Annotated in this window: 17 protein-coding genes; 7 read left to right on the top strand and 10 right to left on the bottom strand. The window is 71.8% G+C overall.

The window, feature by feature from the left end:
- Position 1 precedes the first annotated feature (1 nt).
- Genes moaC through RN743_RS15560 form a run of 10 tightly spaced genes read right to left on the bottom strand, consistent with a single transcriptional unit; the run spans position 2 to position 13,108 of the window.
- Positions 2–484 carry a cyclic pyranopterin monophosphate synthase MoaC gene (moaC, locus tag RN743_RS15605; RefSeq protein WP_310781198.1) on the bottom strand — a complete coding sequence of 161 codons (483 nt, stop codon included), beginning with the start codon at positions 482–484 and terminating at the stop codon, positions 2–4.
- Positions 485–498: 14 nt separating this feature from the next.
- Positions 499–1,710: an NACHT domain-containing protein gene (locus tag RN743_RS15600; RefSeq protein WP_310781196.1), complete on the bottom strand. Its 1,212-nt coding sequence runs from the start codon at positions 1,708–1,710 to the stop codon at positions 499–501.
- A complete protein-coding gene (locus RN743_RS15595; RefSeq protein ID WP_310781194.1) occupies positions 1,707–2,951 on the bottom strand; it encodes a peptidoglycan DD-metalloendopeptidase family protein in 1,245 nt (414 codons plus the stop codon). The genes RN743_RS15600 and RN743_RS15595 overlap by 4 nt, the downstream gene beginning before the upstream one ends.
- On the bottom strand, positions 2,938–3,813 hold the full coding sequence (locus RN743_RS15590) for a permease-like cell division protein FtsX (protein ID WP_310781192.1): 876 nt from the start codon (positions 3,811–3,813) through the stop codon (positions 2,938–2,940). The genes RN743_RS15595 and RN743_RS15590 overlap by 14 nt, the downstream gene beginning before the upstream one ends.
- Positions 3,810–4,478 carry a cell division ATP-binding protein FtsE gene (ftsE, locus tag RN743_RS15585; RefSeq protein ID WP_310781189.1) on the bottom strand — a complete coding sequence of 223 codons (669 nt, stop codon included), beginning with the start codon at positions 4,476–4,478 and terminating at the stop codon, positions 3,810–3,812. Before ftsE ends, RN743_RS15590 begins: the two co-directional genes overlap by 4 nt.
- Positions 4,475–5,431: a 4-hydroxythreonine-4-phosphate dehydrogenase PdxA gene (locus RN743_RS15580; RefSeq protein ID WP_310781187.1), complete on the bottom strand. Its 957-nt coding sequence runs from the start codon at positions 5,429–5,431 to the stop codon at positions 4,475–4,477. Before RN743_RS15580 ends, ftsE begins: the two co-directional genes overlap by 4 nt.
- Before the next feature lie 5 nt (positions 5,432–5,436).
- Positions 5,437–6,837, bottom strand: a complete 1,401-nt coding sequence (locus tag RN743_RS15575; RefSeq protein ID WP_310781185.1) for a peptidylprolyl isomerase — start codon at positions 6,835–6,837, stop codon at positions 5,437–5,439.
- 1 nt (position 6,838) lies between these two features.
- Complete coding sequence (gene mfd, locus RN743_RS15570) at positions 6,839–10,138, bottom strand: transcription-repair coupling factor (protein WP_310781183.1); 3,300 nt, start codon at positions 10,136–10,138, stop codon at positions 6,839–6,841.
- Between the two features lie 23 nt (positions 10,139–10,161).
- Complete coding sequence (locus RN743_RS15565) at positions 10,162–12,150, bottom strand: BatA domain-containing protein (RefSeq protein WP_310781181.1); 1,989 nt, start codon at positions 12,148–12,150, stop codon at positions 10,162–10,164.
- A gap of 16 nt (positions 12,151–12,166) precedes the next feature.
- Positions 12,167–13,108, bottom strand: coding sequence for a DUF58 domain-containing protein (locus RN743_RS15560; protein ID WP_310781179.1), 942 nt, complete (start codon positions 13,106–13,108; stop codon positions 12,167–12,169).
- Positions 13,109–13,197: 89 nt separating this feature from the next.
- Here RN743_RS15560 and RN743_RS15555 point away from each other — a divergent pair, with 89 nt between their 5' ends.
- Genes RN743_RS15555 through RN743_RS15525 form a run of 7 tightly spaced genes read left to right on the top strand, consistent with a single transcriptional unit; the run spans position 13,198 to position 20,168 of the window.
- Complete coding sequence (locus RN743_RS15555) at positions 13,198–14,658, top strand: M28 family peptidase (RefSeq protein WP_310781177.1); 1,461 nt, start codon at positions 13,198–13,200, stop codon at positions 14,656–14,658.
- Position 14,659: 1 nt separating this feature from the next.
- Positions 14,660–15,196 carry a YtxH domain-containing protein gene (locus RN743_RS15550; protein ID WP_310781175.1) on the top strand — a complete coding sequence of 179 codons (537 nt, stop codon included), beginning with the start codon at positions 14,660–14,662 and terminating at the stop codon, positions 15,194–15,196.
- A 3-nt stretch (positions 15,197–15,199) separates the two neighbouring features.
- The gene (smpB, locus tag RN743_RS15545; RefSeq protein ID WP_310781173.1) at positions 15,200–15,673 is read left to right on the top strand and encodes an SsrA-binding protein SmpB; all 474 of its coding nucleotides are present in this window, start codon (positions 15,200–15,202) and stop codon (positions 15,671–15,673) included.
- Positions 15,663–16,922, top strand: coding sequence for an N-acetylmuramoyl-L-alanine amidase (locus tag RN743_RS15540; RefSeq protein ID WP_310781171.1), 1,260 nt, complete (start codon positions 15,663–15,665; stop codon positions 16,920–16,922). Before smpB ends, RN743_RS15540 begins: the two co-directional genes overlap by 11 nt.
- Positions 16,916–17,728, top strand: a complete 813-nt coding sequence (locus tag RN743_RS15535; RefSeq protein ID WP_310781169.1) for a hypothetical protein — start codon at positions 16,916–16,918, stop codon at positions 17,726–17,728. The genes RN743_RS15540 and RN743_RS15535 overlap by 7 nt, the downstream gene beginning before the upstream one ends.
- 11 nt (positions 17,729–17,739) lie before the next feature.
- On the top strand, positions 17,740–18,690 hold the full coding sequence (locus tag RN743_RS15530; RefSeq protein ID WP_310781167.1) for a dihydroorotate dehydrogenase: 951 nt from the start codon (positions 17,740–17,742) through the stop codon (positions 18,688–18,690).
- On the top strand, positions 18,687–20,168 hold the full coding sequence (locus RN743_RS15525; RefSeq protein ID WP_310781165.1) for an RNase adapter RapZ: 1,482 nt from the start codon (positions 18,687–18,689) through the stop codon (positions 20,166–20,168). Before RN743_RS15530 ends, RN743_RS15525 begins: the two co-directional genes overlap by 4 nt.
- The last annotated feature ends 42 nt before the right edge of the window (positions 20,169–20,210 follow it).

Here is a 20,210-nt window from a genome sequence, read left to right as displayed (position 1 = left end):
GTCACTCCGCGTCCACCGTCCAGGCGCCGGATCGTCCGCCGCGCTTCTCGAGGAGTCGAATCGGCCCCAGCGCCATGCCCCGGTCGATCGCCTTGCACATGTCGTACAGGGCAAGCAGGCCCGCGGCGACGCCGGCCATCGCCTCCATCTCGACGCCCGTGCGCCACTCCGCCGAGGCCCGCACGCTGAGCCGGTAGCCGGGCGGCGTCTCCTCCGCTTCGAGGTCGACGTCGACCGCGTCGAGCGGGATCGGATGGCAGAGCGGCACGAGCGTGGACGCCGCCTTGGCTCCCTGGATCGCCGCGAGACGGGCCACGGCGAGCGCCTCTCCCTTCTCGATCTCGCCCGCCTGGATGGCATCGAGCGTTGCCCGGCGCATTCGGATCCGGCCCTCGGCCACGGCCACGCGTCGGGTGAGCGGCTTCTCCCCCACGTCGACCATTCGCACCCGGCCGTCCGGGTCCAGATGTGTGAGTCCGTCCACGAAGCTGCCTCCCGTCACAGACTTCTGAGTACCCCCGCAAACTGCGGTGTTCCCGCCGTTCGGCCAGTGGAGCGGCCGGCGAAGGCCGCGCTCATCCCCTCGAGCAGGAGGGCCGTCGTCGCCTGCGGATTCAGGTTGCGGCCCACCCCTTCCACCGCCGCATCGACGGCCCCGAGGGCTTCGAGGACCGCTCCCTCCGCGGGGCCTCCGACGGTTCCCCGGGCGTCGCGGCTTCCCGCTCCGACGGACTTCTTCGTGCGCCCCGGATCGAGTGCCGCGTCGGCGGCTCCCGCGGCGACGCAGAGCATGTCCCGCAGGCGGATGCGCAGCGCCTCGAGCGCAGGCTCCAACTCCCCGCGCGCGCCACGGGCGGAGTAGCGGGACGCGGCGCGGTAGCGTGCCTGCGGGGTGCCGTCGAGGGCGGCGGCCAGCAGACCGTCCGCGGCGGCCTCCGATTCGCCGGCTTCGGCGTCGACGAGCGTGCGGGCCCGGTAGACGGCGCCGCCGGCCCGCCGCGCCACCCCGCGCGCCCGGTCGTCATCGTCAACGCCGAGGTGTTCCGCCACGTAGGCCGCCACGCGTTCGGTCGGCAGCGGCGCCACGCGGAGCGGCACCGTGCGGGACCGGATCGTCGGCAGAAGCGCGTCCGGGCGGCTGCTCGTGAGCACGATGTAGGCGAAGGGTGGCGGTTCCTCCAGGAGCTTGAGGAAGGCGTTCGCCGCCTCGGGGCTGGCACTCTGCGGCACCATCCGTTCCGCGTCCTCGATCACGAATACGGACCTGCGCGTCATCGCGGGTCGCCGCGATGCCTGGTCCCGGATATTCTCCACGGCGGCCACATAGAGCCCCGTGACCGCGTCCGGGTCCAGCCGCGCGTGGAGATCCTCCCGCAGGAGCGCGAGACGCTCGTGTCGCTGCGTCTCGATGGCCTCTCTCAACTTCGCCCGCGAGGCGGCTCGCTTCGGGCGCGGCATCGGGAAGTGGAAGTGGATGTCCGGGTGCTCGAGCCGCGCCGCCATGCGACAGCTCCGGCACGCTTCGCAGGGTCCATCCCCGGTCTCGACCGCCTCGCACTGGAGCGCGCGCGCGAGCCACAGGGCCAGCGTCCGCTTGCCGACGCCCTCCGGGCCGTGGACGAGGAGCGACTGCGGCAGTCTCCGGCCCGCGACGGCCCCGGCCAGGCGCCGCAGGAGGTCTTCCTGTCCCCACGGACGCTCGCCGTTCATGGGCGGCCCCGCAGCCACCGGACCGGATCCACCGCGCGGGGCCCCACCGCCCCCGGCTCGTAGATCTGGAACTCGATGTGCGGCCGGGTGGCGTCCCCGCCCACGTGTCCGATCGGCTGTCCCTCGCCGACCGGCTGTCCCTCGCGCACGCTGACGTCGCGGAGCTTCTGATAGGACGAGTAGAAGCCTCCTCCGTGATCGAGGATCACCGTATGTCCCGAGGCGCGTGCCGCCACGGAAGCGACGGTGCCGCGGTCCACCGCGTTCACGGGCGTGCCGCGCGGGGCCGCGATGCCGATCCCTTCGCGCGGGATCGTCGTGCGTCCTTCCCGCTCGGGCCCGAAGCGCCACAGGAGCTCGCCCTCGACCGGCCAGGCGAGGCGACCGAGATCCCCGGTCGTCAGCGATGAGACGGACGCCGACCCCGCCGCGCGTTCCGCCGCGCGGCGTCGTTCTTCCAGGCCTCCGATGAGCGCGCGAAGCTCGGCCTCTTCCGTCGCCAGCCGGGCCAGCGTCGACTGCGCCTCGTCGCGTCGGTCGGCGAAGCGGCGCAACCGCTCCTGCCGCTCCCACTCCAGCCTCTCGAGCTCGTCGTATTCCCGGAGGTGCTCCGCCCGTACGCCGGCGATTCGGTCGCCTTCCCGGCTCAACCCGCCGCGCTGCTCCACGAGCCTGCCTTCGAGTTCCCTCACGTCCTCCAGGAGCATGCGGTCGAAGACGGCGACATCGCGAAGGTACCGGTAGCGATTGAGCAGGTCCGAGAAGGACCTCGAGGAGAGGAGCACCTCGACGGTGCGGAGGGGGCCGCGCTTGTAGATGTCGCGGAGCCGCGCCCTCAGCACGACCCGGCGCGCCGTGAGTTCGTCGCGCGTGAGCAGCATCTCGCGCGTCATGGCCGTGAGCCGGTCGGAGAGCGCGAGCACTTGAACGTCGAACTCGGCCATGAGGCTCGCCGACGCGTCGATCTGGCGTTCGATGTTCACGAGTTCGGCCGAGTCGCCGCTGACCTGCCCGGCGATCCCCGCGAGTTCCCGGCGCAGCCGCTGCCGCTCCTCGCGGATGACCTCCAGCCGCGCCTGGCTCTCGTCGAGGCGGCGCCGCACATCCGGCGACTCCTGCGCGATCGCGGAAGCCGGCGCGGTCCACGCCGGGATCGTCGCGACGGCGACGCTCACGGCCGCAACGATCCGCGCCTTCCACGCGCGGCATTGCACGCCCCCGCCCGGACTAGGATGGGCCATACACCCGTCCCACTTCACGGTGCACGGAGAAGGCGGCGGCGAGCAGGCCGAGCGCGGCGGCGGCGGCGACGCCCGCCGCGGTCCAGGAATGCGGGAGCCACGCGAGAGATTCGACGGCCGCGAAACGCGCGGGGAAGACGGCGTACGCGAGCCGCGTGACGCCGAGCGCGAGCAGCCCGCCCGCGAGCCCCGTCACCGCCCCTTCGAGGAGGAAGGGCCGCTGGATGTAGCCTTCCCGCGCGCCCACGATCTGCATGATCTCGATCTCTTCGCCGCGCGCGAGGACGGCCATGCGCACCGTCGTGACGATCAGGAGCACGGCGACCAGCGCGAACCCGCCGCCCAGGGCGAGGGCGATCCCCGCCGCCGCGCTCCGCAGCGTGAAGAGCCGCTCCACCCACTCGTCTCCGAAGCGCGCCTCTTCGATGAACGGATACGCCGCGAGCGCGCCCGCCGTCTCCGACACCGTCTCCGGCGTGCGGAAGCCCTCCCGCAACCTGAGGTGAAACGAGGCGGGAAGCGGGTTCACCCGCAGTTCCCCGTAGACGTCGGAGAACTCCACGAGATCGCGCCGGGCCCGTTCCAGCGCCTCGTCCTTCGAGACGTAGCGCACCGACTCCACCGCAGGGAGCGCCTCCAACTCCCGCCGGGCGGCCCGCACCTGTTCCGGACCGGCGTCGTCAAGCAGGTACCCGACGACCTCCACGCGGCGTTCCACGTCGCCGATCGCCCCTCCGACATTGTGCGCGACGAGCCCGAAGAGACCGAGGATCACGAGGCTGAGCCCCACCGCTCCGGTGGAAAGGGCGCACAGCAGGGGGGTGCGCCGAAAGCCGGCGATCGCCTCGCGCACGGCTCTCACGCGGCGGAATCGCGGACGAGTCGCCCGTCCTCCAGTTCAAGTTGGCGGATCCCGGCGTGCCGGCGCACGAAATCCGCGTCGTGTGTCGCCATGAGCACGGCCGTGCCGAGGCGGTTCAGCATCCGGAACAACTCGAACACCCCCCCGGCGGCGTCGGGATCGAGGTTGCCCGTGGGCTCGTCCGCGAGGAGGATCCGCGGTTCGGTGGCGAGCGCGCGCGCCACCGCGACGCGCTGCTGCTCCCCGCCGGAGAGTTCCGAGGGTCTCGAGCGGGCGCGGGCCGCGAGCCCGACCTGGCTCAGCAGCCGCTGGACGCGCCCGGCGATCTCGCGCCGCGGCGTCCCGATGACCTCGAGCGCGAAGGCCACGTTTTCCGCCGCCGTCAGCCGTTCCAGCAGCTTGAAGTCCTGGAACACGAACCCCACGCGCCGCCGCAGCGCGGGGATGTCCCGGCGGCGGACCCGCCTCGAGTTGTAGCGCGAGACCTGCACCTCGCCCTCGGTCGGCCGGGTCTGGAAGTGGATCAGTTCGAGCACCGTCGACTTGCCGGCCCCCGACGGTCCCGTGAGGAAGGCGAACTCCCCCTTCCGGAGACGGAACGAAACCCCCCGCAGTGCGTCTCCGGAGCGCGGATAGGCCTTCGAGACATCCCTCAGCCAGATCATGTCGCGACGGCCCGCGCCGCGCAGAACCGGGCGCAGAGGTCGATCGCGGCCCGCATCGCCCCCGGGTCCGCGACCCCGCGGCCCGCGATATCCATGGCCGTGCCGTGATCCGGAGAAGTGCGCGGGAAGGGAAGCCCGGCCGTCACGTTCACGCCTTCGTTCATCGCGATCGTCTTCAGCACGGCGAGGCCCACATCGTGGTAGGGCGTCACGACGAGATCCGCCTCTCCCGAGAGCGCCTTCAGGAAGACGGTGTCTCCGGGGAAGACGCCGAGGATGTCGAGCGCGGGGTCGCCCGCGAGCCGGGCGAGCGCCGGCGCGAACACCTCGATCTCCTCGTCGCCGAACAGTCCGCCTTCGCCCGCGTGCGGATTGAGACCCGCGAAGGCGACACGGGGCCGTTCGATCCCCCACCAGACGCGCAGGGCTTCGATCGCGATCCCGGATCGGCGCGCGAAGAGGTCCGCGTCGAGCACCGAGGGGACGTCGCGCAGGGGAAGGTGCGCGGTGAGGAGCGCCAGGCGCAGGGATCCTCCGAGGGGCGTGCGCTCGGCGGACATCATCATCGTGACCTCGTGCGCTCCGGCCAACTCCTGGAGGAACTCCGTATGCCCCGGGTGCGCGTACCCCGCGGCCCGCAGGGCGGTCTTGCTGATCGGAGCCGTGACGATCCCGTCGATCTCCCCCGTCCGCGCCATCGCGACGGCCCGTTCGATGGCCCGCGCCGAGAGCAGGCCCGCGAGCCCCTCGCCGCCCGCGGGGTCCCAGTCTCCCACCGTCTCCCGGGGCACTCCCTCGAGTCGGTCCTCCACCTCGCCGAGCGACCGCGGCCCCACGAGGACCGCTTCGATCCCGTCCCGGGCCGAGAACGAGGAGAGCGCCGCCGCGGTCACCTCCGGCCCGACCCCGCGCGGATCCCCCAGCGTGATCCCGAGGCGCGGCATGTGGGTCATCCTCCTCAGAATCTCACATCGATATAGGTGTTGGAACGCACTTCCTGGAGGATGATGTCGATCTGCTTGCGGGTTCGGAGGCTCTGCCGGATCTGGTCCCGCACGTCGTTGAGCTCGATCGGACCCTCGGGACGGAACTGCAGGACGTGGACGAGCCCGAACTCGGTGGGACCGCCGCGCTCCATCGGCAGCGGCCCGTACACCGTGCCGGGCGTCGGGGCGGTGAGTCCGGATTCGGCGCCCGCACCCGTGAACTGGCTGACCAGGCTCGCGAGCGAGACGTCGTCGAAGCGGATCGCCTCGTCGGCCACCCGTCCGCGGAACAGGGCCACGAGCCGTTCCGGGTCGGTGCCCGCCCGCAGGCTGTCCGCGACCTGGATCGCGAGCGTCCGGGCCTCCTCGATGTCTTCCTCCGTGATCTCGGGGCGCAGGAGGATGTGACGCAGAAAGCGCTCCGCCCCGCGCTGGCGCTCGATCTTGATGAAGTGGAGCCCGAACTGCGTCTGCACCGGCCCCACCGTCTGGCCGGGGCGCGCCCCCCAGGCGGCGTCGCCGAAGGGCTTCACGAGCAGTTCCCGGTTCATCCAGCCCAACTCGCCGCCCTGCTCCCGGGTACCGTCGTCGTCGGAATGGCGGCGGGCGAGGACCGAGAACTCCTCGTCGTTCGCGAAATCGTTCTGCACGCGAATGGTGCGCGCCAGAACGCTGTCCCGCGCGTCTCCGCTCGGATTCGGCGTGACCACGAGCCGGTTGAACGAGACGAGCGCCGGGCGGGGCGGCTGGTTCTGCGCGAACTCCTCGAAGGCGGCTTCGACCTCTTCCTCGCTCACGATGACCGGCGGCAGGTCGTCGCGCTGCTCGAGTTCGATCCGGTAGGCCTGGCGCATGCCCTCCGCTTGCGCCTGCGAGCGCTGCATCTGGCGGAACTGGAGCATGTTCATGCCCGTCTCTTCCACCGCCAGCATCATCTCCTCGTCGGAGGAGAAGTTGGCCCGCGTCTCGGCGAAGTAGGCGTCCGCCATCTCCGTGACGCGGCCCTCGGGCACCGTAATGCCCGCGTTCCTCGCCTCCTGGAGATAGATGAGATCGTCGATCATCGCATCGAGCACTTCGCGGGCGAACGTCTCCCAGCCTTCGGTCCCTTCGAGCGGAACGCGCGCGCCGCGGGCCTGCAGCTGGTAGAGCGTGACCTGGATATCGGACATGAGTATCGCCGTGTCGCCGACCACGGCCACGATCCTGTCGAGCGAGGCCACGCCGGAGGGAAACTCCGTCACCGCCACGGTGTCGGACGCCGCGGGTTCGTTCTCCTGCAGCCCGGAGAGCGGCGCGCCGAGGGCGAACACCGCGGCGAGCAGGCAGGCCCCGGCCCGGAAGGCCTTCATTCCACCATTGATTTCGATCACGCTAGACTCCTCCGGCGACCGCCGGAACTCTGGTCTCCTTCGCCTCCGTGCGCCCCGGCGCCGCCAGGATCCCCAGGGCCTCCACCAGCATCGGCAGGAGGGGTTCGGTTCCCGCCCGTCGCAGGACCAACGATAACGGTTCCAGCCGCCGCACTTCAACGTGCAACTGGCGGTCCGCGAGCGCGTTCGTAAGCAGTCTGAGCTGCGGCGAGGCCGTCGCCTCGAACGAGATGCGGGCGTCGTCGTCGGATGCCCGGATCCAGTCCGCGCCGATCGCCGCCCCGAGAATCCGGAGCTCCGCCGCCGCGATGAGACGCGCCGCGGGTGGCGGAAGGCGGCCGAAGCGATCCTCGAGTTCCGCGCGGAACGCTTTCACCTCTTCCCACTTGGTGAGACGCGAGAGGCGGCGATAGAGATGCATCTTTATCGGAGACCCGGCGACGTAGTCGTCGGGGAGGAACGATTCTCCGTCCACGGAGACGCGGGCGCGTGGAGCGGGGTCCGAGGATTCCCCCTTCAATCGTCTGAGCGTGCTTTCCACGAGCCGCTGCCACGTCTCGATCCCCACCGCGGTGGCGAAGCCGCTCTGCTCGCCGCCCAGGAGGTTCCCCGCCCCCCGCAACTCGAGGTCCTTGAGTGCGACCTCGTATCCCGAGCCCAGCTCCGTGTGGTGTTCGAGCACGCGCAGCCGCTCCGCCGCGTCCGGGGCGACATCGGAGGGGACGACGAGATAGCAGTAGGCGCGGCGGTGAGAGCGGCCGACCCGCCCCCGCAACTGGTAGAGCTGGGCGAGGCCGAAGTTGTGGGCCCTGTGGACGATCATCGTGTTCGCCGACGGGACATCGAGCCCGTTCTCGATGATGGACGTGCAGATGAGGAGGTCGATCTCGCCGTCGACGAAGCGGTGCATGACGTTCTCGAGCTCCCGCTCCGGCATCTGGCCGTGCGCGATGGCGGCCCGCGCCTCGGGCATCAGTCTCTTCACCCGGCTGGCGGCGGCGTCGATCGTCTCGACGCGGTCGTGGACGAAGAACACCTGGCCGCCGCGGTCGAACTCGCGGCGCAGGGCCTCCTCCAGGATCCCGTCGTCCCAGGACAGCACGTGCGTGATGATCGGCATGCGGTTTCGGGGCGGTGTGCGGATCGTGGAGAGGTCGCGCAGCCCGCCGAGCGCGAGGTGGAGGGTCCGGGGGATGGGGGTTGCCGTGAGGGTGAGGACATCCACCGTCTCGCGGACCTCCTTCAGCCGCTCCTTCTGGCGCACGCCGAATCGCTGTTCCTCGTCCACGATGAGGAGGCCCAGGTCGCGGAATCCGACATCGCGCGAGAGGAGCCGGTGCGTGCCGATGACGACGTCGATGGTCCCGGCTTCGAGCCCCGCGATGACCTCTCGCTGCTCACGCGGAGTGCGGAAGCGCGACAACCCGTCCACGTGCACGGGGAAGCCCGCGAGCCGCTCGCGGAAGGTGGCGAGGTGCTGGTCCGCAAGGATCGTGGTCGGGGCGAGCACGGCGACCTGCGCGCCGTCCTGCACCGCCTTGAACGCCGCGCGGATCGCGACCTCCGTCTTCCCGAAGCCGACGTCCCCGCACACGAGGCGATCCATCGGGACCGGCGCCTCGAGATCGCGCCGGACGGCCTCCCAGGCGCTGAGCTGATCCGGCGTCTCATCGTAGAGGAAGGCGGACTCCATCTCGCGCTGCCAGGCGGTCTCGGCCGGGAAGGCGCGTCCGGGCGACATCTTGCGGCGCGCGTAGAGTTGGAGGAGTTCGACCGCCGTGGCCTCGATCGCCGCGACGGTCCGGTTCCGGAGCTGTTTCCACTTCCGCCGGCCGAGCTTGTGGACCGCGGGCGGCCGCGCGTCGGAGCCGGCGGCGCTCCACCTCTCGATGAGGTCCAGCCGATAGTGCGGGAGTCTCAGGAGTTCGCCGTCGGCGTAGCGGATCTCCATCGTCTCGATCGTCTCGCCGCGCACCTCGACGCGCTCCAGGCCCATGTAGCGGCCGATCCCGTGCTCCATGTGAACCACGTAGTCTCCGGGTTCGATGGCCGCGATGGACTCGATCGTCGCGGCGCCGCGCAGGCGGACGCGGTGGCGGCGATACCGGCGCCGGAACACCTCGTGATCCGTGAGGACGAGCAGGGTGCCGGGGACCCCGACCCTGAACCCGCCGCTGAGCGATCCAATGGCGAGGGCGACCTCGCGGGCGAGCGCCGCGCCTCCGCGTTCGGTGAGGATCTCCTCCAGCCGCTCGACCTGGCCGTCGTTGTCGCAGAAGACGAGGAGCCGTTCGCCGCGGGCCCGCGCCGTGCCGATCTCGGCCACCAGCCGCTTCATGTCGCGGTCTATGGAGGGCGGAGGCTCGACCGGAAGCCGAATCGCGGCCGCGGGGGCCTGCTCCGGCGCCAGGAACTCGAGGCGGCTGAAGGTGGCGAGCCGCGGTTCCGCCTCGGAAGGGGGAAGGACGAGGGACTCGGCCGGCTCGGCGCCGGCGCCGACGCGCTTCCTCGCGTCCCGGACCTCGGCCCACAGGCGTTCGCGGGCCCGGACGCCCCCTTCCGGGTCGAGGATCAGCACGAGTGCCGTCGGAGGCAGTGTCTCGAGGAGGGCGCGCCGCTCCACGTCGCCCGCCGTTTCGGAGCCCAGCAGCGCGACCGGAAGGACGTTCACGCTCTCCAGGGGTTCGGTCGAACGCTGGGTGAGCGCGTCGAAGCGGCGTACCGACTCCACCTCGTCCCCCCAGAGTTCGATCCGGAGCGGCGCCGGATGCCCGAACGGGAACAGGTCCACGATCCCGCCGCGGATCGCATAATCCCCGACTTCACGCACCGTGTGGGTGCGGCCGAATCCCATCTCCTCCAGGCGGCGGCCGAGTTCGGCCAGGGGGTGCTCGGTCCCGCGCCGGATCGTGAGGGCGAGGCTCGCGCCGGGACCGACCGGGATCGGGGCCCGTTCGGCGAGCGCCCGGGCCGTCGTCGTGAGGATGCGGCAGCGCCCGCCGAGCAGCGTGCCCATGGCGTCCACGCGCTGGGCCTCGATCTCGATGTGAGGGTCCGAGTCCTCGTACGGGAGGGCCTCTCGCTGCGGATAGCAGCGGGCGCCCGCGGCCCCGAGCGTGCGGAGATCCTCGTGCAGCGCCTCGGCCCGCTCGGGCGTGTCGGCGACCAGGACGATGGGCGCGCCGATGGCCAGGTCGTCGAGCGCGAGCGCGAGTGCGGCGGATCCGGCACCCGGGAGCGGGTGGACGGACGCACGGGCGCCACGCCGCGAGAGCGCCTCGGGGATTCCGGCGGCTCGCACGGTCTGGAGGAACGACGTTCGAATCAGTTCGACGCGCCCGATGTGACCTCGCTCCCTTCACCGTCCGCGCTCGGGCGGCGCGACCGGCCCGGCGTCGCCAGGTACAGCTCGATCCCGATCAGCGCGAGCGCGAGCGCGATCAACCACGGGGCCACGTCGCGGCCCCGCCGCGCGCGAAAGATACCGTCTTCCCAGGCGCTCGCGTCCGGGCCCGCCGTGAATACGGGCCGGCCGGCGAACAGTTCCTCCAGTTCGCGCCGCCCCATCGGGGTCGGATCGGCCTCCTCCTCCGGCACGTTTGCCGCGAAGTGCGTTTCCGCGCCCGCCCCGTCGCTCCCGGTGCCCCGGACCGCATACACGCCCGCCCCGAGCGGCGTAAACCGCGCGCCGCCCTCCACGCCGCGCACCGTCCCGTCGGGCGATTCGACCTCGCTCGCCCACTCGGGGAGGGTCAGCGGCCGCCCCGCGCCGAAGTCGGCGAAGGGCCAGGTGGCCAGGTGCGACCAGTGCACGAGGAGCGCTTCGAGGAAGGGGACCATGGCGGGGTGCGCCGGGAGATCGCTGGCCGTGGCCGTGAGCGGCGAGGCGAGGATCAACGCCATCCGGTCGTCCGAATCCGTGCGGACGAGCCACGGTTCTCCGTCTTCCGTCCGCAGCAGCGCCGTGTCGGCGGCCGACCCGCCCCCCGTCGTGCGAAGGAGGTAGCGTTGCCGGACCCGTACCCCCGAGAGCGAGAACGCGGCCTCCGGCTCCGCGAGTCCGAGATCGCCCGATCCCGCATCGACGCGTGCCTGCCAGGCGATCCCGACGGAGGCCAGCCCCTGATTGAAAGCCGCCAGATCCACCGGGTCGGCGGGCGGAACGAAGATGACGGTCTCCGCGCCCTCCCACGGCGCGCCGTCGCTCACATCTCCATCCACGACCGCGACGGCCCCGTTTCCTCCCGTTCCCAGCCGTCCTCCGTCGCGGAGGGTTTCGATCCCGAGTCCGACGAAGCCGTTCGCGTCGCCATGGAAGCGAACCGTGGGCGGAGGCACGACCCGGATCGCGAAGTAGCGGAGGTCATCCGCCCGCGCGCCGGCGGGGTCGACCTCCAGCCGCCCCTCGTGCAGCCCCGGCCCGAGTTCGGGGAGGCCGAGGATGGCGCTCGCTCCCCACGGGGCCCGTGCCGCGCCGGCGAGCCGCCCGTCGAGCTCGAGCCGGATGTCGGCTTCCGCCGCGGCGTCGTCCGCTGGATCCGGCGGGACGGCCGCCCCGGCGCGGGCGCTCCGCACGATGACGCCGTGCCCGGTGCCCGACGGCGCCGTCGTGCCGCCGGTGAGTTCGACATCGACGAGCGCGCCGTTGGGCTCGGCCGGCGGCCGCGGCGCGTAGGCCACGAGGGGCGCGGCGTCGCTCGCGGCCGCCGGGACGGTCCGCAGAGCGGACGCCTGGAGGTCCGACAGCAACTGGATTTCGCGCCGCCGCCCGCCGTCGGCGGGGAGCGCCGCGGCCGCCCGGGCCACGACGGCGGCCAGATCGGCCGCGCCGTCGGTCGGCCGGAGCTGCCCGAGTGCCGGCGCGGCCTGCCCCGCGGAGACGCCGGCCGCGAGCGGCTCCCCGACGGTGGGGAAGAGCCACACGCGGTCCTCCGGGCGGGCCGCGGCGAGCGCCGCCCGGGCAAGCTCCACGAGCGACTCGAACAGGATGCGGTTCTCGTCCAGGCGCCCGACGCTCGCCGAGTTGTCCACGATGAGCGCGAGGTCCGTCGGCTCGTGGTCGCGGGCCCCGCCGCGTCCGATGAGCGGGCCCGCCGCGGCGAGCGCGAGTGCAATCAGGAGGCCGATCCGCACGGCGAGCAGCAGCAGGTCCGAGGCGGCGAGCGACCGCGAGCGCGCGTCCTCCGCGCGGCTTAGGTAGCGGAGCGCCGGGAAGGACACGCGCCGGTCGGTCTGGCGGCGCCGCAGGTGGAGGATGAGGGGCACGACCACGCTCAGCCCGAGCGCCAGCGCCGACAGGTAGAGGAAGCTCAAGCCACCCGGGCTCCCGTCACCCGCCGGCCCGCCTGCGCATGAACTGCCTCAGCGCGAGCCCGATGGGAGTGTCCGTCGTGAGGAGCGCGTAGTCGGCCCCCCAGCGCAGCGCCTCCTTGCGCCAGCCGTCGACCGCCGCCTCGACCGCCTCCCGGTACTGCCGGCGGAGCGCCGCGGAGTTGGCGCCCAGTTCCTCGCCCGTCTCGGGGTCGAAGAAGATCGCCTCCCCCTCGGCCGGAAGTTCCCGCTCGCCGGGGTCCATGATGTGGAACAGGATCACCTCGTGGCCGCGGTGCCGGAGATAGCGCAGCGACATCCGCGTCGTCTCCGGGTCCACGAGCAGGTCCGAGATGAGCACGACGAGACCCCGCCGCTGCAGCCGGCCGGCGATCTCCTTTAGCGCGGAACCCGCATCGGTCCGGCCATCGGCAGACAGCCGCGTGAGCTCGCCCAGCAGCCGGCGCCAGTGGCGGCGCGTCGTGCGCGGTGCGATGTGCGCCCGCAGCGCCTCGTCGAAGGCGATGAGTCCCGTCGCGTCCCCCTGCTGTACGAGGAGCAGCGAAAGCGAGGCCGCGAGCAGCCGCGCGTACGCGAGCTTGGTCGGGAAGCGTTCCCCGTCCGACACCCAGCCCATCGACCGGCTCACGTCGACGAGCAGGTACGCCCGCAGGTTCGTCTCCTCCTCGTATTGTTTGATGAAGAGGCGATCCGTCTTCGCGTAGGCCTTCCAGTCCAGGTGCCGGATGTCGTCGCCGCGGTTGTAGGGGCGATCCTCGGCGAACTCGGCGGAGAAGCCGCGCTTCGGCGAGTCGTGGAGCCCGATGAGAAACCCTTCGACGATGTGGCGCGCCACGAGTTCCAGGTGCGATAGACCCACGATCTCGCGCGGACTCGCGAGGTCGAGGCGCTGCCGGGAAGCTTCGAGAGCGGAGGTGAGAGTTGCGGTGCCTTCGGTCATCGGAAAAAACTAGCAGCCCGTGGCGGAGGCCGGCTACACGTCGGACTCGCCTTCGGTCGAACGTCCCTCCGGGCAGGAAACGAATGAAAATGAAACTGTGGGTCCCGGTCCTGGCGCTCGCAGCCGCCCCCGCGGGGATCTCCGCGCAGGCCGAAGCCGGGGCCGGGGCGGCGACCATCACCGCGGGCGACCTTCGTCTCCGCATCGGCGCCCTGGCGCACGACTCGATGCGCGGCCGAGCGACACCGAGCCCGGAACTGGACAAGGCGGCGCGGCATATCGCCCGTCGCTTCGAGGAGTTCGGCCTCCAGCCGGCGGACGGCGACAGCTACCTGCAGGAGTATCCGCTGACCGCTTCCCGGGCCGGCGCCCCCGACCGGCAGTTGATCGAGATCGAGGGTCCGGGCGGCGGGACGATCAACGGGCCCGACGTCCTCGCCGTGCCGGGTGGCCGAGGCGAGGCCGTGGGTCCGCTCGCGATCGTGACGCCCGGCGGCGCGGACCCGCCCGCCGGCGCCGTCGCGGTCATGCCGCTCGCGCCCGAGGACACCCGGAGAGGCCTCGAAGCCGTGCGCGGCGTCCTCGACGGTGGCGCGGTCGCCGTCCTGCTCGCGGTCGATGCGCCGGACGACTACTTCGATGGCATCCGGCGCTTCTACGAGCGGGAGCGGCTGGCCGTCGGCATGCCGGAGGAACTCGGCGCCCCGGTCGCGCTCGTCCGGACGCGCGCGCTCCCCGAAGCGCTGCGCGCGGCCCTCGCTTCCGGCGCGGGCACGACCCCCTGGGAGGCGAGGGTGCGCACGCACTCCGAATTCCGCGAGGAGAGGGCCTACAACACGATCGGCTGGATCGAGGGTTCGGACCCCGACCTCCGGGGCGAGTTCATCGTGTTCACGGCCCACATGGACCACGTGGGCGTGGGGCGGCCCGTCGACGGGGACTCCATCTACAACGGCGCCGATGACGACGCCTCCGGAACCGCGGCGATCATCGAACTCGCGCAGGCCTTCGCGTCGCTGGAAACGCCGCCGCGCCGCTCCCTCGTATTCATGACCGTGAGCGGGGAGGAGCGCGGGCTTCTCGGCTCCGGGTGGTACGCGGAGAACCCGCTGTTCCCCCTCGGCGCGACGGTCGCCAATCTGAACATCGACATGATCGGACGGAACTGGCGCGACACCGTCGTGGCGATCGGGGCCGACGAATCGACCCTCGGCGCGACGCTTCGGCAGACGCTGCGTGCGCACCCGGAACTCGGGCTCGAGACGATCGACGACCCGTGGCCGGAGGAGAATTTCTATTTCCGCTCCGACCACTACAGTTTTGCGAGGAAGGGCGTACCCATTCTCTTCTTCTTCACGGGTACGCACGAAGACTATCACGGCCCCAACGACGAACCGGACCGGATTCTCTACGACAAGACGGCGCGCATCACGCGCCTCATCTTTCATCTCGGGCGGCGCATCGCCGACGCCGACGAACGGCCCGAGTGGGATCCGGCCGCGTACCGGCGGGTTGTAGAGGGAGTCGGGCGCCAGCAGGAGAGTGAGTGACATGTCGGAGCAGGATCAACAGCCGTACGTGATCGTGGAGCGCCGGGCGTCCGGGGTGGTCGCATTCTTCTGCGGCGCCCTGGTGGGCGCGGGCGTCGCGCTGCTCCTGGCGCCGAAGTCCGGACGCGAAACGCAGGCCGACCTGCGCGAGGGGGCCCGCCGCCTGAAGGAGGGAACGGAGGAGCGGCTCACGGACCTCCGGGAAACGCTGGGAGACCGCTACGACCGCACGCGCGACGAGGTGGGAACGCGCGTGGACGCCTTTCGCAGGAACGTCGCCGACCGCCAGAAGCAGGCGGGGGAGGCGATCAAGGCGGGAAAGGACGCGGCCCGGCAGGCCCGCTCCGACCTCGAGGCGCGCGTCGCCGAGTCCAAGGAAGCCTACCGCGCGGCGCTGACGGAAGGCGAGGCGCCGGAGGAACACTCGGAGGAAGCGTCCGAGGATGGATCGGGAGACGGGACGGGGGAGGGCGCGGGCGATGCGCCGAAGGCCGATGGGAGCGCGGGGGACGCCGACGGGGGGGCGTCCCGCGAGTGAGCCGTGGGCGAACGCGATGGGGTTCGGGTCATCGCCCGCAACAGGAAGGCTCGGCACGACTACGAGGTGCTCGAACAGTTCGAGGCGGGGATCGTGCTGCGGGGCGCGGAGGTGAAGTCGCTGCGGGACGGCAAGGCGAGCTTCGCGGACTCGTTCGGGCGCATCGATGACGGGGAGGCGTGGCTCCATAATCTCCACATTCCTCCGTACGACAAGGCGACCATCGATGCTCCCGACCCGGTGCGCCGGCGAAAGCTCCTGCTCAAGAGACGCGAGATCGATCGCCTGCGCTCGAAGACGCGCGAGAGCGGGCTGACGCTCGTGCCGCTGGACCTCCACTTTCGGCGCGGCTTTGCCAAGGTCACGCTGGGGTTGGCGCGGGGGAAGAAGCACCGGGACCGGCGGGAGGACCTGAAGAGGAAGACGATGCAGCGGGAGGCCGAGCGGGCGAAGAGAGAGGCGGCACGTGGCGGTTGACGAGGGAGCCGGCGGCGGACGCGACCGGGTGGGGGCGCAGGGGCGGATCGCGGTTGCCACCGTCGTCGTTGCCCAGACCGTGCTCTGCGGAATCCCGGTGCGAATCGACGCACAGGCGCCACCCGACACGGTACAGGCGGAGGTCTCGGGCCGTACCGTGAGCTTCCCCGTCGCGCGGCACCGGGCCTACCCCGTGGTGGCGGCGGCCGATCTCGCGCTCGCGCTGGAGACCGCCCTCGACGGCGTCACGAGAAACGGTGTGTTCCTGCGCGCCCGCTTCCACGGCGAAGAGGTCGCGTTCGAGGCGGAGTCTCCCTTCTTCCGGCACGGGGGACGCGCGGTGCAGCTTGCGAACCCACCCTACGAGGAAGGCGGCGCCTTCTGGCTTCCGGCCGAGTTCGTCACGCGGTGGGTGTCGGAGGGACCGCCGCCGGTCGCCGCCGCGGCCGAAGGGTCGCCGGTGCCCGCCTCGACCCCGGCGTCCCCGTCCTCACCGCCGCCGCCGGACCCGTTGCCGGCCCGCGTCGACCCGACGGCGCCGTGGCGCGTGATCATCGACCCGGGGCACGGAGGCCGGGACCCGGGAACGCTGGGCAGCGGGAGTTACGAGAAGGATGTCGTGCTCGCGATCGCGAGACGGCTGTACGACGAACTCGATGGGCGCGAGATGTTCGAGCCTCACATGACCCGGACCACGGATGTCTACGTGGATCTCGACGAGCGGTCCCAGTTCGCGGTGGACCGAGCCGGCGACCTCTTCGTCTCGATCCACGCCAACGCCGCGGGAGACGAACGGGCGCGCGGGTTCGAGACCATCTTCCTCGGACAGGCCCGCTCGGAGGAGGCGCGCGAGGTCGCGCTGCGCGAGAACCGGGGCCCGGAAGTGGATGACGCAGCGGGTTCGCCCTCCGATGTCCAGTTCATCCTCGCGGGAATCGACCGTACGGAGAATCTTGCGGAGTCGCGGCTCTTCGCCGGGTTCGTGCAGAACTCGATCCGAAGGGTCCGGCGCGGCGGGTCCCCCGACCGCGGCGTCATACAGGGCCCCTGGTGGGTCCTCCTCGGGGCGCTCGTGCGCATGCCGTCGGTGATCGTCGAAGTGGGTTTTCTCTCGAACGATGAAGAGGAGCGCTACCTGAACGGGGTGGAGGGACAGGAAGCGATCGCGCGGGCGATCGCGGATGCGGTCGTGGCCTATCGCGCCGACCTGCTGCGCCGGTACGCCCCCGCGCCGGAGTCGGGGTGCTGAGCGCCGGCGGCGATGTGGCCGTGGGGCGCGCGACCCCCGTGAGCCGGCGGGCGGCGCTGCTCTCCACGCGCCTCGTGGCCCGCGATACCTGGTGGCAGGAGTTCGACTGCCCGGACATCGCGGCCGCCGCGCTCCCCGGGCAGTTCGTCATGCTCGGCGTCGGGCTCGACGCGCCGGGGGCCTGGCTCCTTCCGCGTCCGTTCAGCGTCGGCTGGACGGGCCCCGGCGGCGAGGTCGGCATCCTCCTGCGCGCCTACGGAGAGGGCACCAGGGCGCTCGCGAAGCTGGAGGTCGGGCAGACCGCCCTCCTCCTCGGTCCGCTGGGCCGCCCCTTCGATACGGAGGGCCAGGAGGTCGAGTGCGTCGCGGGCGGCGTCGGGCTCGCCCCCTTCATCTTCCTCGCGGCGCGCGAGGCGACGGCGGGGCGGCGCGTGCGGCTCATCTACGGAGAGCGCGATGCCGCGGCCGTCTTCGATCCCGCGCTCATCGCCCGCCTCACGGATCACGACCCGGAGTTGTTCACCGAAGACGGGAGCGCCGGCCGCAAGGGCCTCGTGACCGCGGGCCTCGATCCGGCGTCCAGCGCGCTCCTCCTCGGCTGCGGCCCGACGCCGCTCCTGCGGGCGCTCGAGGCCTTCGCGCGGGAACACGGCCGCCGGCTCCAGGTCTCGGTCGAGGAGCACATGGGCTGCGGGATCGGCACCTGCCAGGGGTGCGTCGTGCGCGGAGCGGACGGCCGCTGGGTGAAGTCGTGCATCGAGGGCTCCGTCTTCCCCGCCGAGGAACTCGACTGGGGGGCGATCTGAGCTCGGCATCGGTGTCCCCGGGCCTCGTCCAGCGCGTGTTCGGGGCGGAGTTTCCGAGTCCCGTGCTCCTGGCCTCCGGCACGTGCGGCTACGGGCAGGAATACGCGGATCTCATCCCCCTCGACGAGATCGGAGGACTCGTCACCAAGGCGGTGAGCCTCGAGCCCCGCCCCGGGAACCCGCCGCACCGCGTCGCGGAGACGCCCGGCGGGATGATCAACGCGATCGGGCTCGAGAACCCCGGCCTGGACGGCTTCATCGCGGAGAAGCTCCCGTGGCTGCGCGAGCACCTCCGTCGCGCCCAGGTGTTCGTGAACGTCGTCGGGCACTCGGCGGAGGACTTCGCGGCCGTCGTGAGCGGACTCGACGGGGAGGACGGCTTCCTCGGGTACGAGATCAACGTTTCCTGTCCGAACGTGAAGGGCGGCACGATGTTCGGCACCGACGAACGGGCGCTGGCCGACCTCGTGGCGCGGCTCCGCGGCTGCACCGAGCGGCCGCTCGTGATCAAGCTCACGCCCAACGTCCCCGACGTGGGCGACTTCGCCCGCATCTGCGAGGAGGCGGGGGCCGACGGCCTGAGCGCGATCAACACCTTCCCCGGGATGGTCGTCGACATCGGGCGGCGCCAACCGCTGATCGGCAACCGGTCCGGCGGCGTGAGCGGCCCCGCGATCCTTCCCATGGGCGTCTACGCGACGTGGCGGGCGCGGCAGACGTGCGGGCTTCCGATCATGGGAATCGGGGGCATCCGCAACGCCGAGGACGCCCTGCAGTACATCCTCGCCGGCGCCTGTCTCGTCCAGGTCGGGACGGCTTCGTTCGTCGATCCCGGCGCGGCGGTGGACGTACACGAAGGGCTCTCGGCATACCTGAAGGCGAACGGCGTCGCGCGCCTCGAGGATCTCGTGGGCGCACTCCGGGCCCGGCCGGGCTCCGGACCCGCGATTCCGACCGGATGATTCCCGGCAAGGCGCTGGTCGACCTCGCGTCGGCGCTCTTCGTCGAGTGGCACGGCGAGCCGCCGCGGGACATCCGGCCGGTCGCCGCGGACGGTTCCACGCGCAGTTACTGGCGTCTCACGGCGGGGGACGGGGCGTCCGCCATCGGCGCCCACGGGCCGGACGCGATGGAGAACCGGGCCTTCCTCTCCTACTCCCGTACCCTGCGCGAACTCGGGCTGCCCGTGCCGGAGGTGTACGGCGCGGACGAGAGGTCCGGCGTGTGGCTCCTCGAGGACCTCGGCGACACGACCCTCTTCGACGCGATCAAGGAGGCGCGCGATCCGGGATCGGACGCCTTCCCGGACGCCGTCCTCCCCCTCTACCGGCAGGTGCTCGAGATCCTGCCCCGCTTCCAGGTCGAGGGAGGGAAGCGGATCGACTTCCGCCGGGCCTATCCGCGGGCGGCGTTCGACCGGCAGTCGATCCTCTGGGACCTGAACTACTTCAAGTACCACTTCCTGAAGCTCGCGCACATCCCGTTCAACGAGGCGGATCTGGAGCGCGACTTCTCGCGGCTTGCCCGCCACCTGCTCGCGTGCGACCGGTCCCGGTTCCTGTACCGCGACCTCCAGTCCCGCAACGTGATGGTGCGACGGGGGGCGGAGGGTCCGGAGCCCTGGTTCATCGACTACCAGGGCGGACGGCGCGGGGCGCTGCAGTACGACGTGGCGTCGCTCCTCTACGATTCGAAGGCGAATCTCGCGCGCCGGCACCGGGAGGCGCTGCTCGATCACTACATCGGCGTCCTCGAATCGCACGGGGTCGCGCGGCGCGACGAGTTTCTCGAACTCTGGCCCGGGTATGTCCTCGTGCGGCTGCTGCAGGCGCTCGGAGCCTACGGTTACCGGGGGTTCTTCGAACGCAAGCCGCGCTTCCTGCAGAGCGTACCCTACGCGGCGGAGAACCTGCGGGGGCTGCTCAGGGCGGGCTTGCCCGTGGACGTCCCCGAACTCGAGGGGGCGCTGCGCGCGATCGTCGAGCGCTGGGGCCGCAAGGCGGAGCCGTCGGCGGTCGAGAGAGGGCTGGAGGTGACGGTCTCGAGCTTCCGGTATCCCGGCGGATACCCGGCGGACACGTCGGGTCACGGCGGAGGATACGTGTTCGACTGCCGCGGGCTCCCGAATCCGGGCCGGGAGGAGGCGTACCGCAACCTCACGGGGCTCGACGAGGAGACGATCGCCTTCATCGCGGCCCGGCCGGAGGCGCAGGAGTTCTGGGAACGGGTGCGGGGGATCGTGGACGCCCACATCGCGAACTACCTCGACCGCGGGTTCCACAGCCTGAGCGTGCATTTCGGGTGTACGGGGGGACAGCACCGCTCGGTGTACATGGCGGAGCGGCTGCGCCAGCACCTGAGCGTCCGCTTCCCGGACGTGCGCGTGGAGGTCACGCACCGCGAATCGGCGGACTGGCCGCGCCGTCCCGCCCGGGTCTGAGCCGTGGCCACGGGCTGCTTGAGCCGGAGGGCGGGGGCGGAC

It is taken from the genome of Candidatus Palauibacter scopulicola (genome assembly GCF_947581915.1).
In the GTDB taxonomy this organism is placed as follows: Bacteria; Gemmatimonadota; Gemmatimonadetes; order Palauibacterales; family Palauibacteraceae; genus Palauibacter; species Palauibacter scopulicola.
Note: the sequence above shows the minus strand (reverse complement) of the source record. Positions and strands in the feature narration are given on the sequence as shown.

Bases quoted from the DNA above. Each gene is read 5' to 3' on its own strand.
- RN743_RS15600 (WP_310781196.1), bottom strand. From the start codon at position 1,710: ATGAACGGCGAGCGTCCGTGGGGACAGGAAGACCTCCTGCGGCGCCTG.
- RN743_RS15595 (WP_310781194.1), bottom strand. From the start codon at position 2,951: ATGGCCCATCCTAGTCCGGGCGGGGGCGTGCAATGCCGCGCGTGGAAG.
- ftsE (WP_310781189.1), bottom strand. From the start codon at position 4,478: ATGATCTGGCTGAGGGATGTCTCGAAGGCCTATCCGCGCTCCGGAGAC.
- RN743_RS15580 (WP_310781187.1), bottom strand. From the start codon at position 5,431: ATGACCCACATGCCGCGCCTCGGGATCACGCTGGGGGATCCGCGCGGG.
- RN743_RS15560 (WP_310781179.1), bottom strand. From the start codon at position 13,108: ATGACCGAAGGCACCGCAACTCTCACCTCCGCTCTCGAAGCTTCCCGG.
- RN743_RS15555 (WP_310781177.1), top strand. From the start codon at position 13,198: ATGAAACTGTGGGTCCCGGTCCTGGCGCTCGCAGCCGCCCCCGCGGGG.
- RN743_RS15550 (WP_310781175.1), top strand. From the start codon at position 14,660: ATGTCGGAGCAGGATCAACAGCCGTACGTGATCGTGGAGCGCCGGGCG.
- RN743_RS15525 (WP_310781165.1), top strand. From the start codon at position 18,687: ATGATTCCCGGCAAGGCGCTGGTCGACCTCGCGTCGGCGCTCTTCGTC.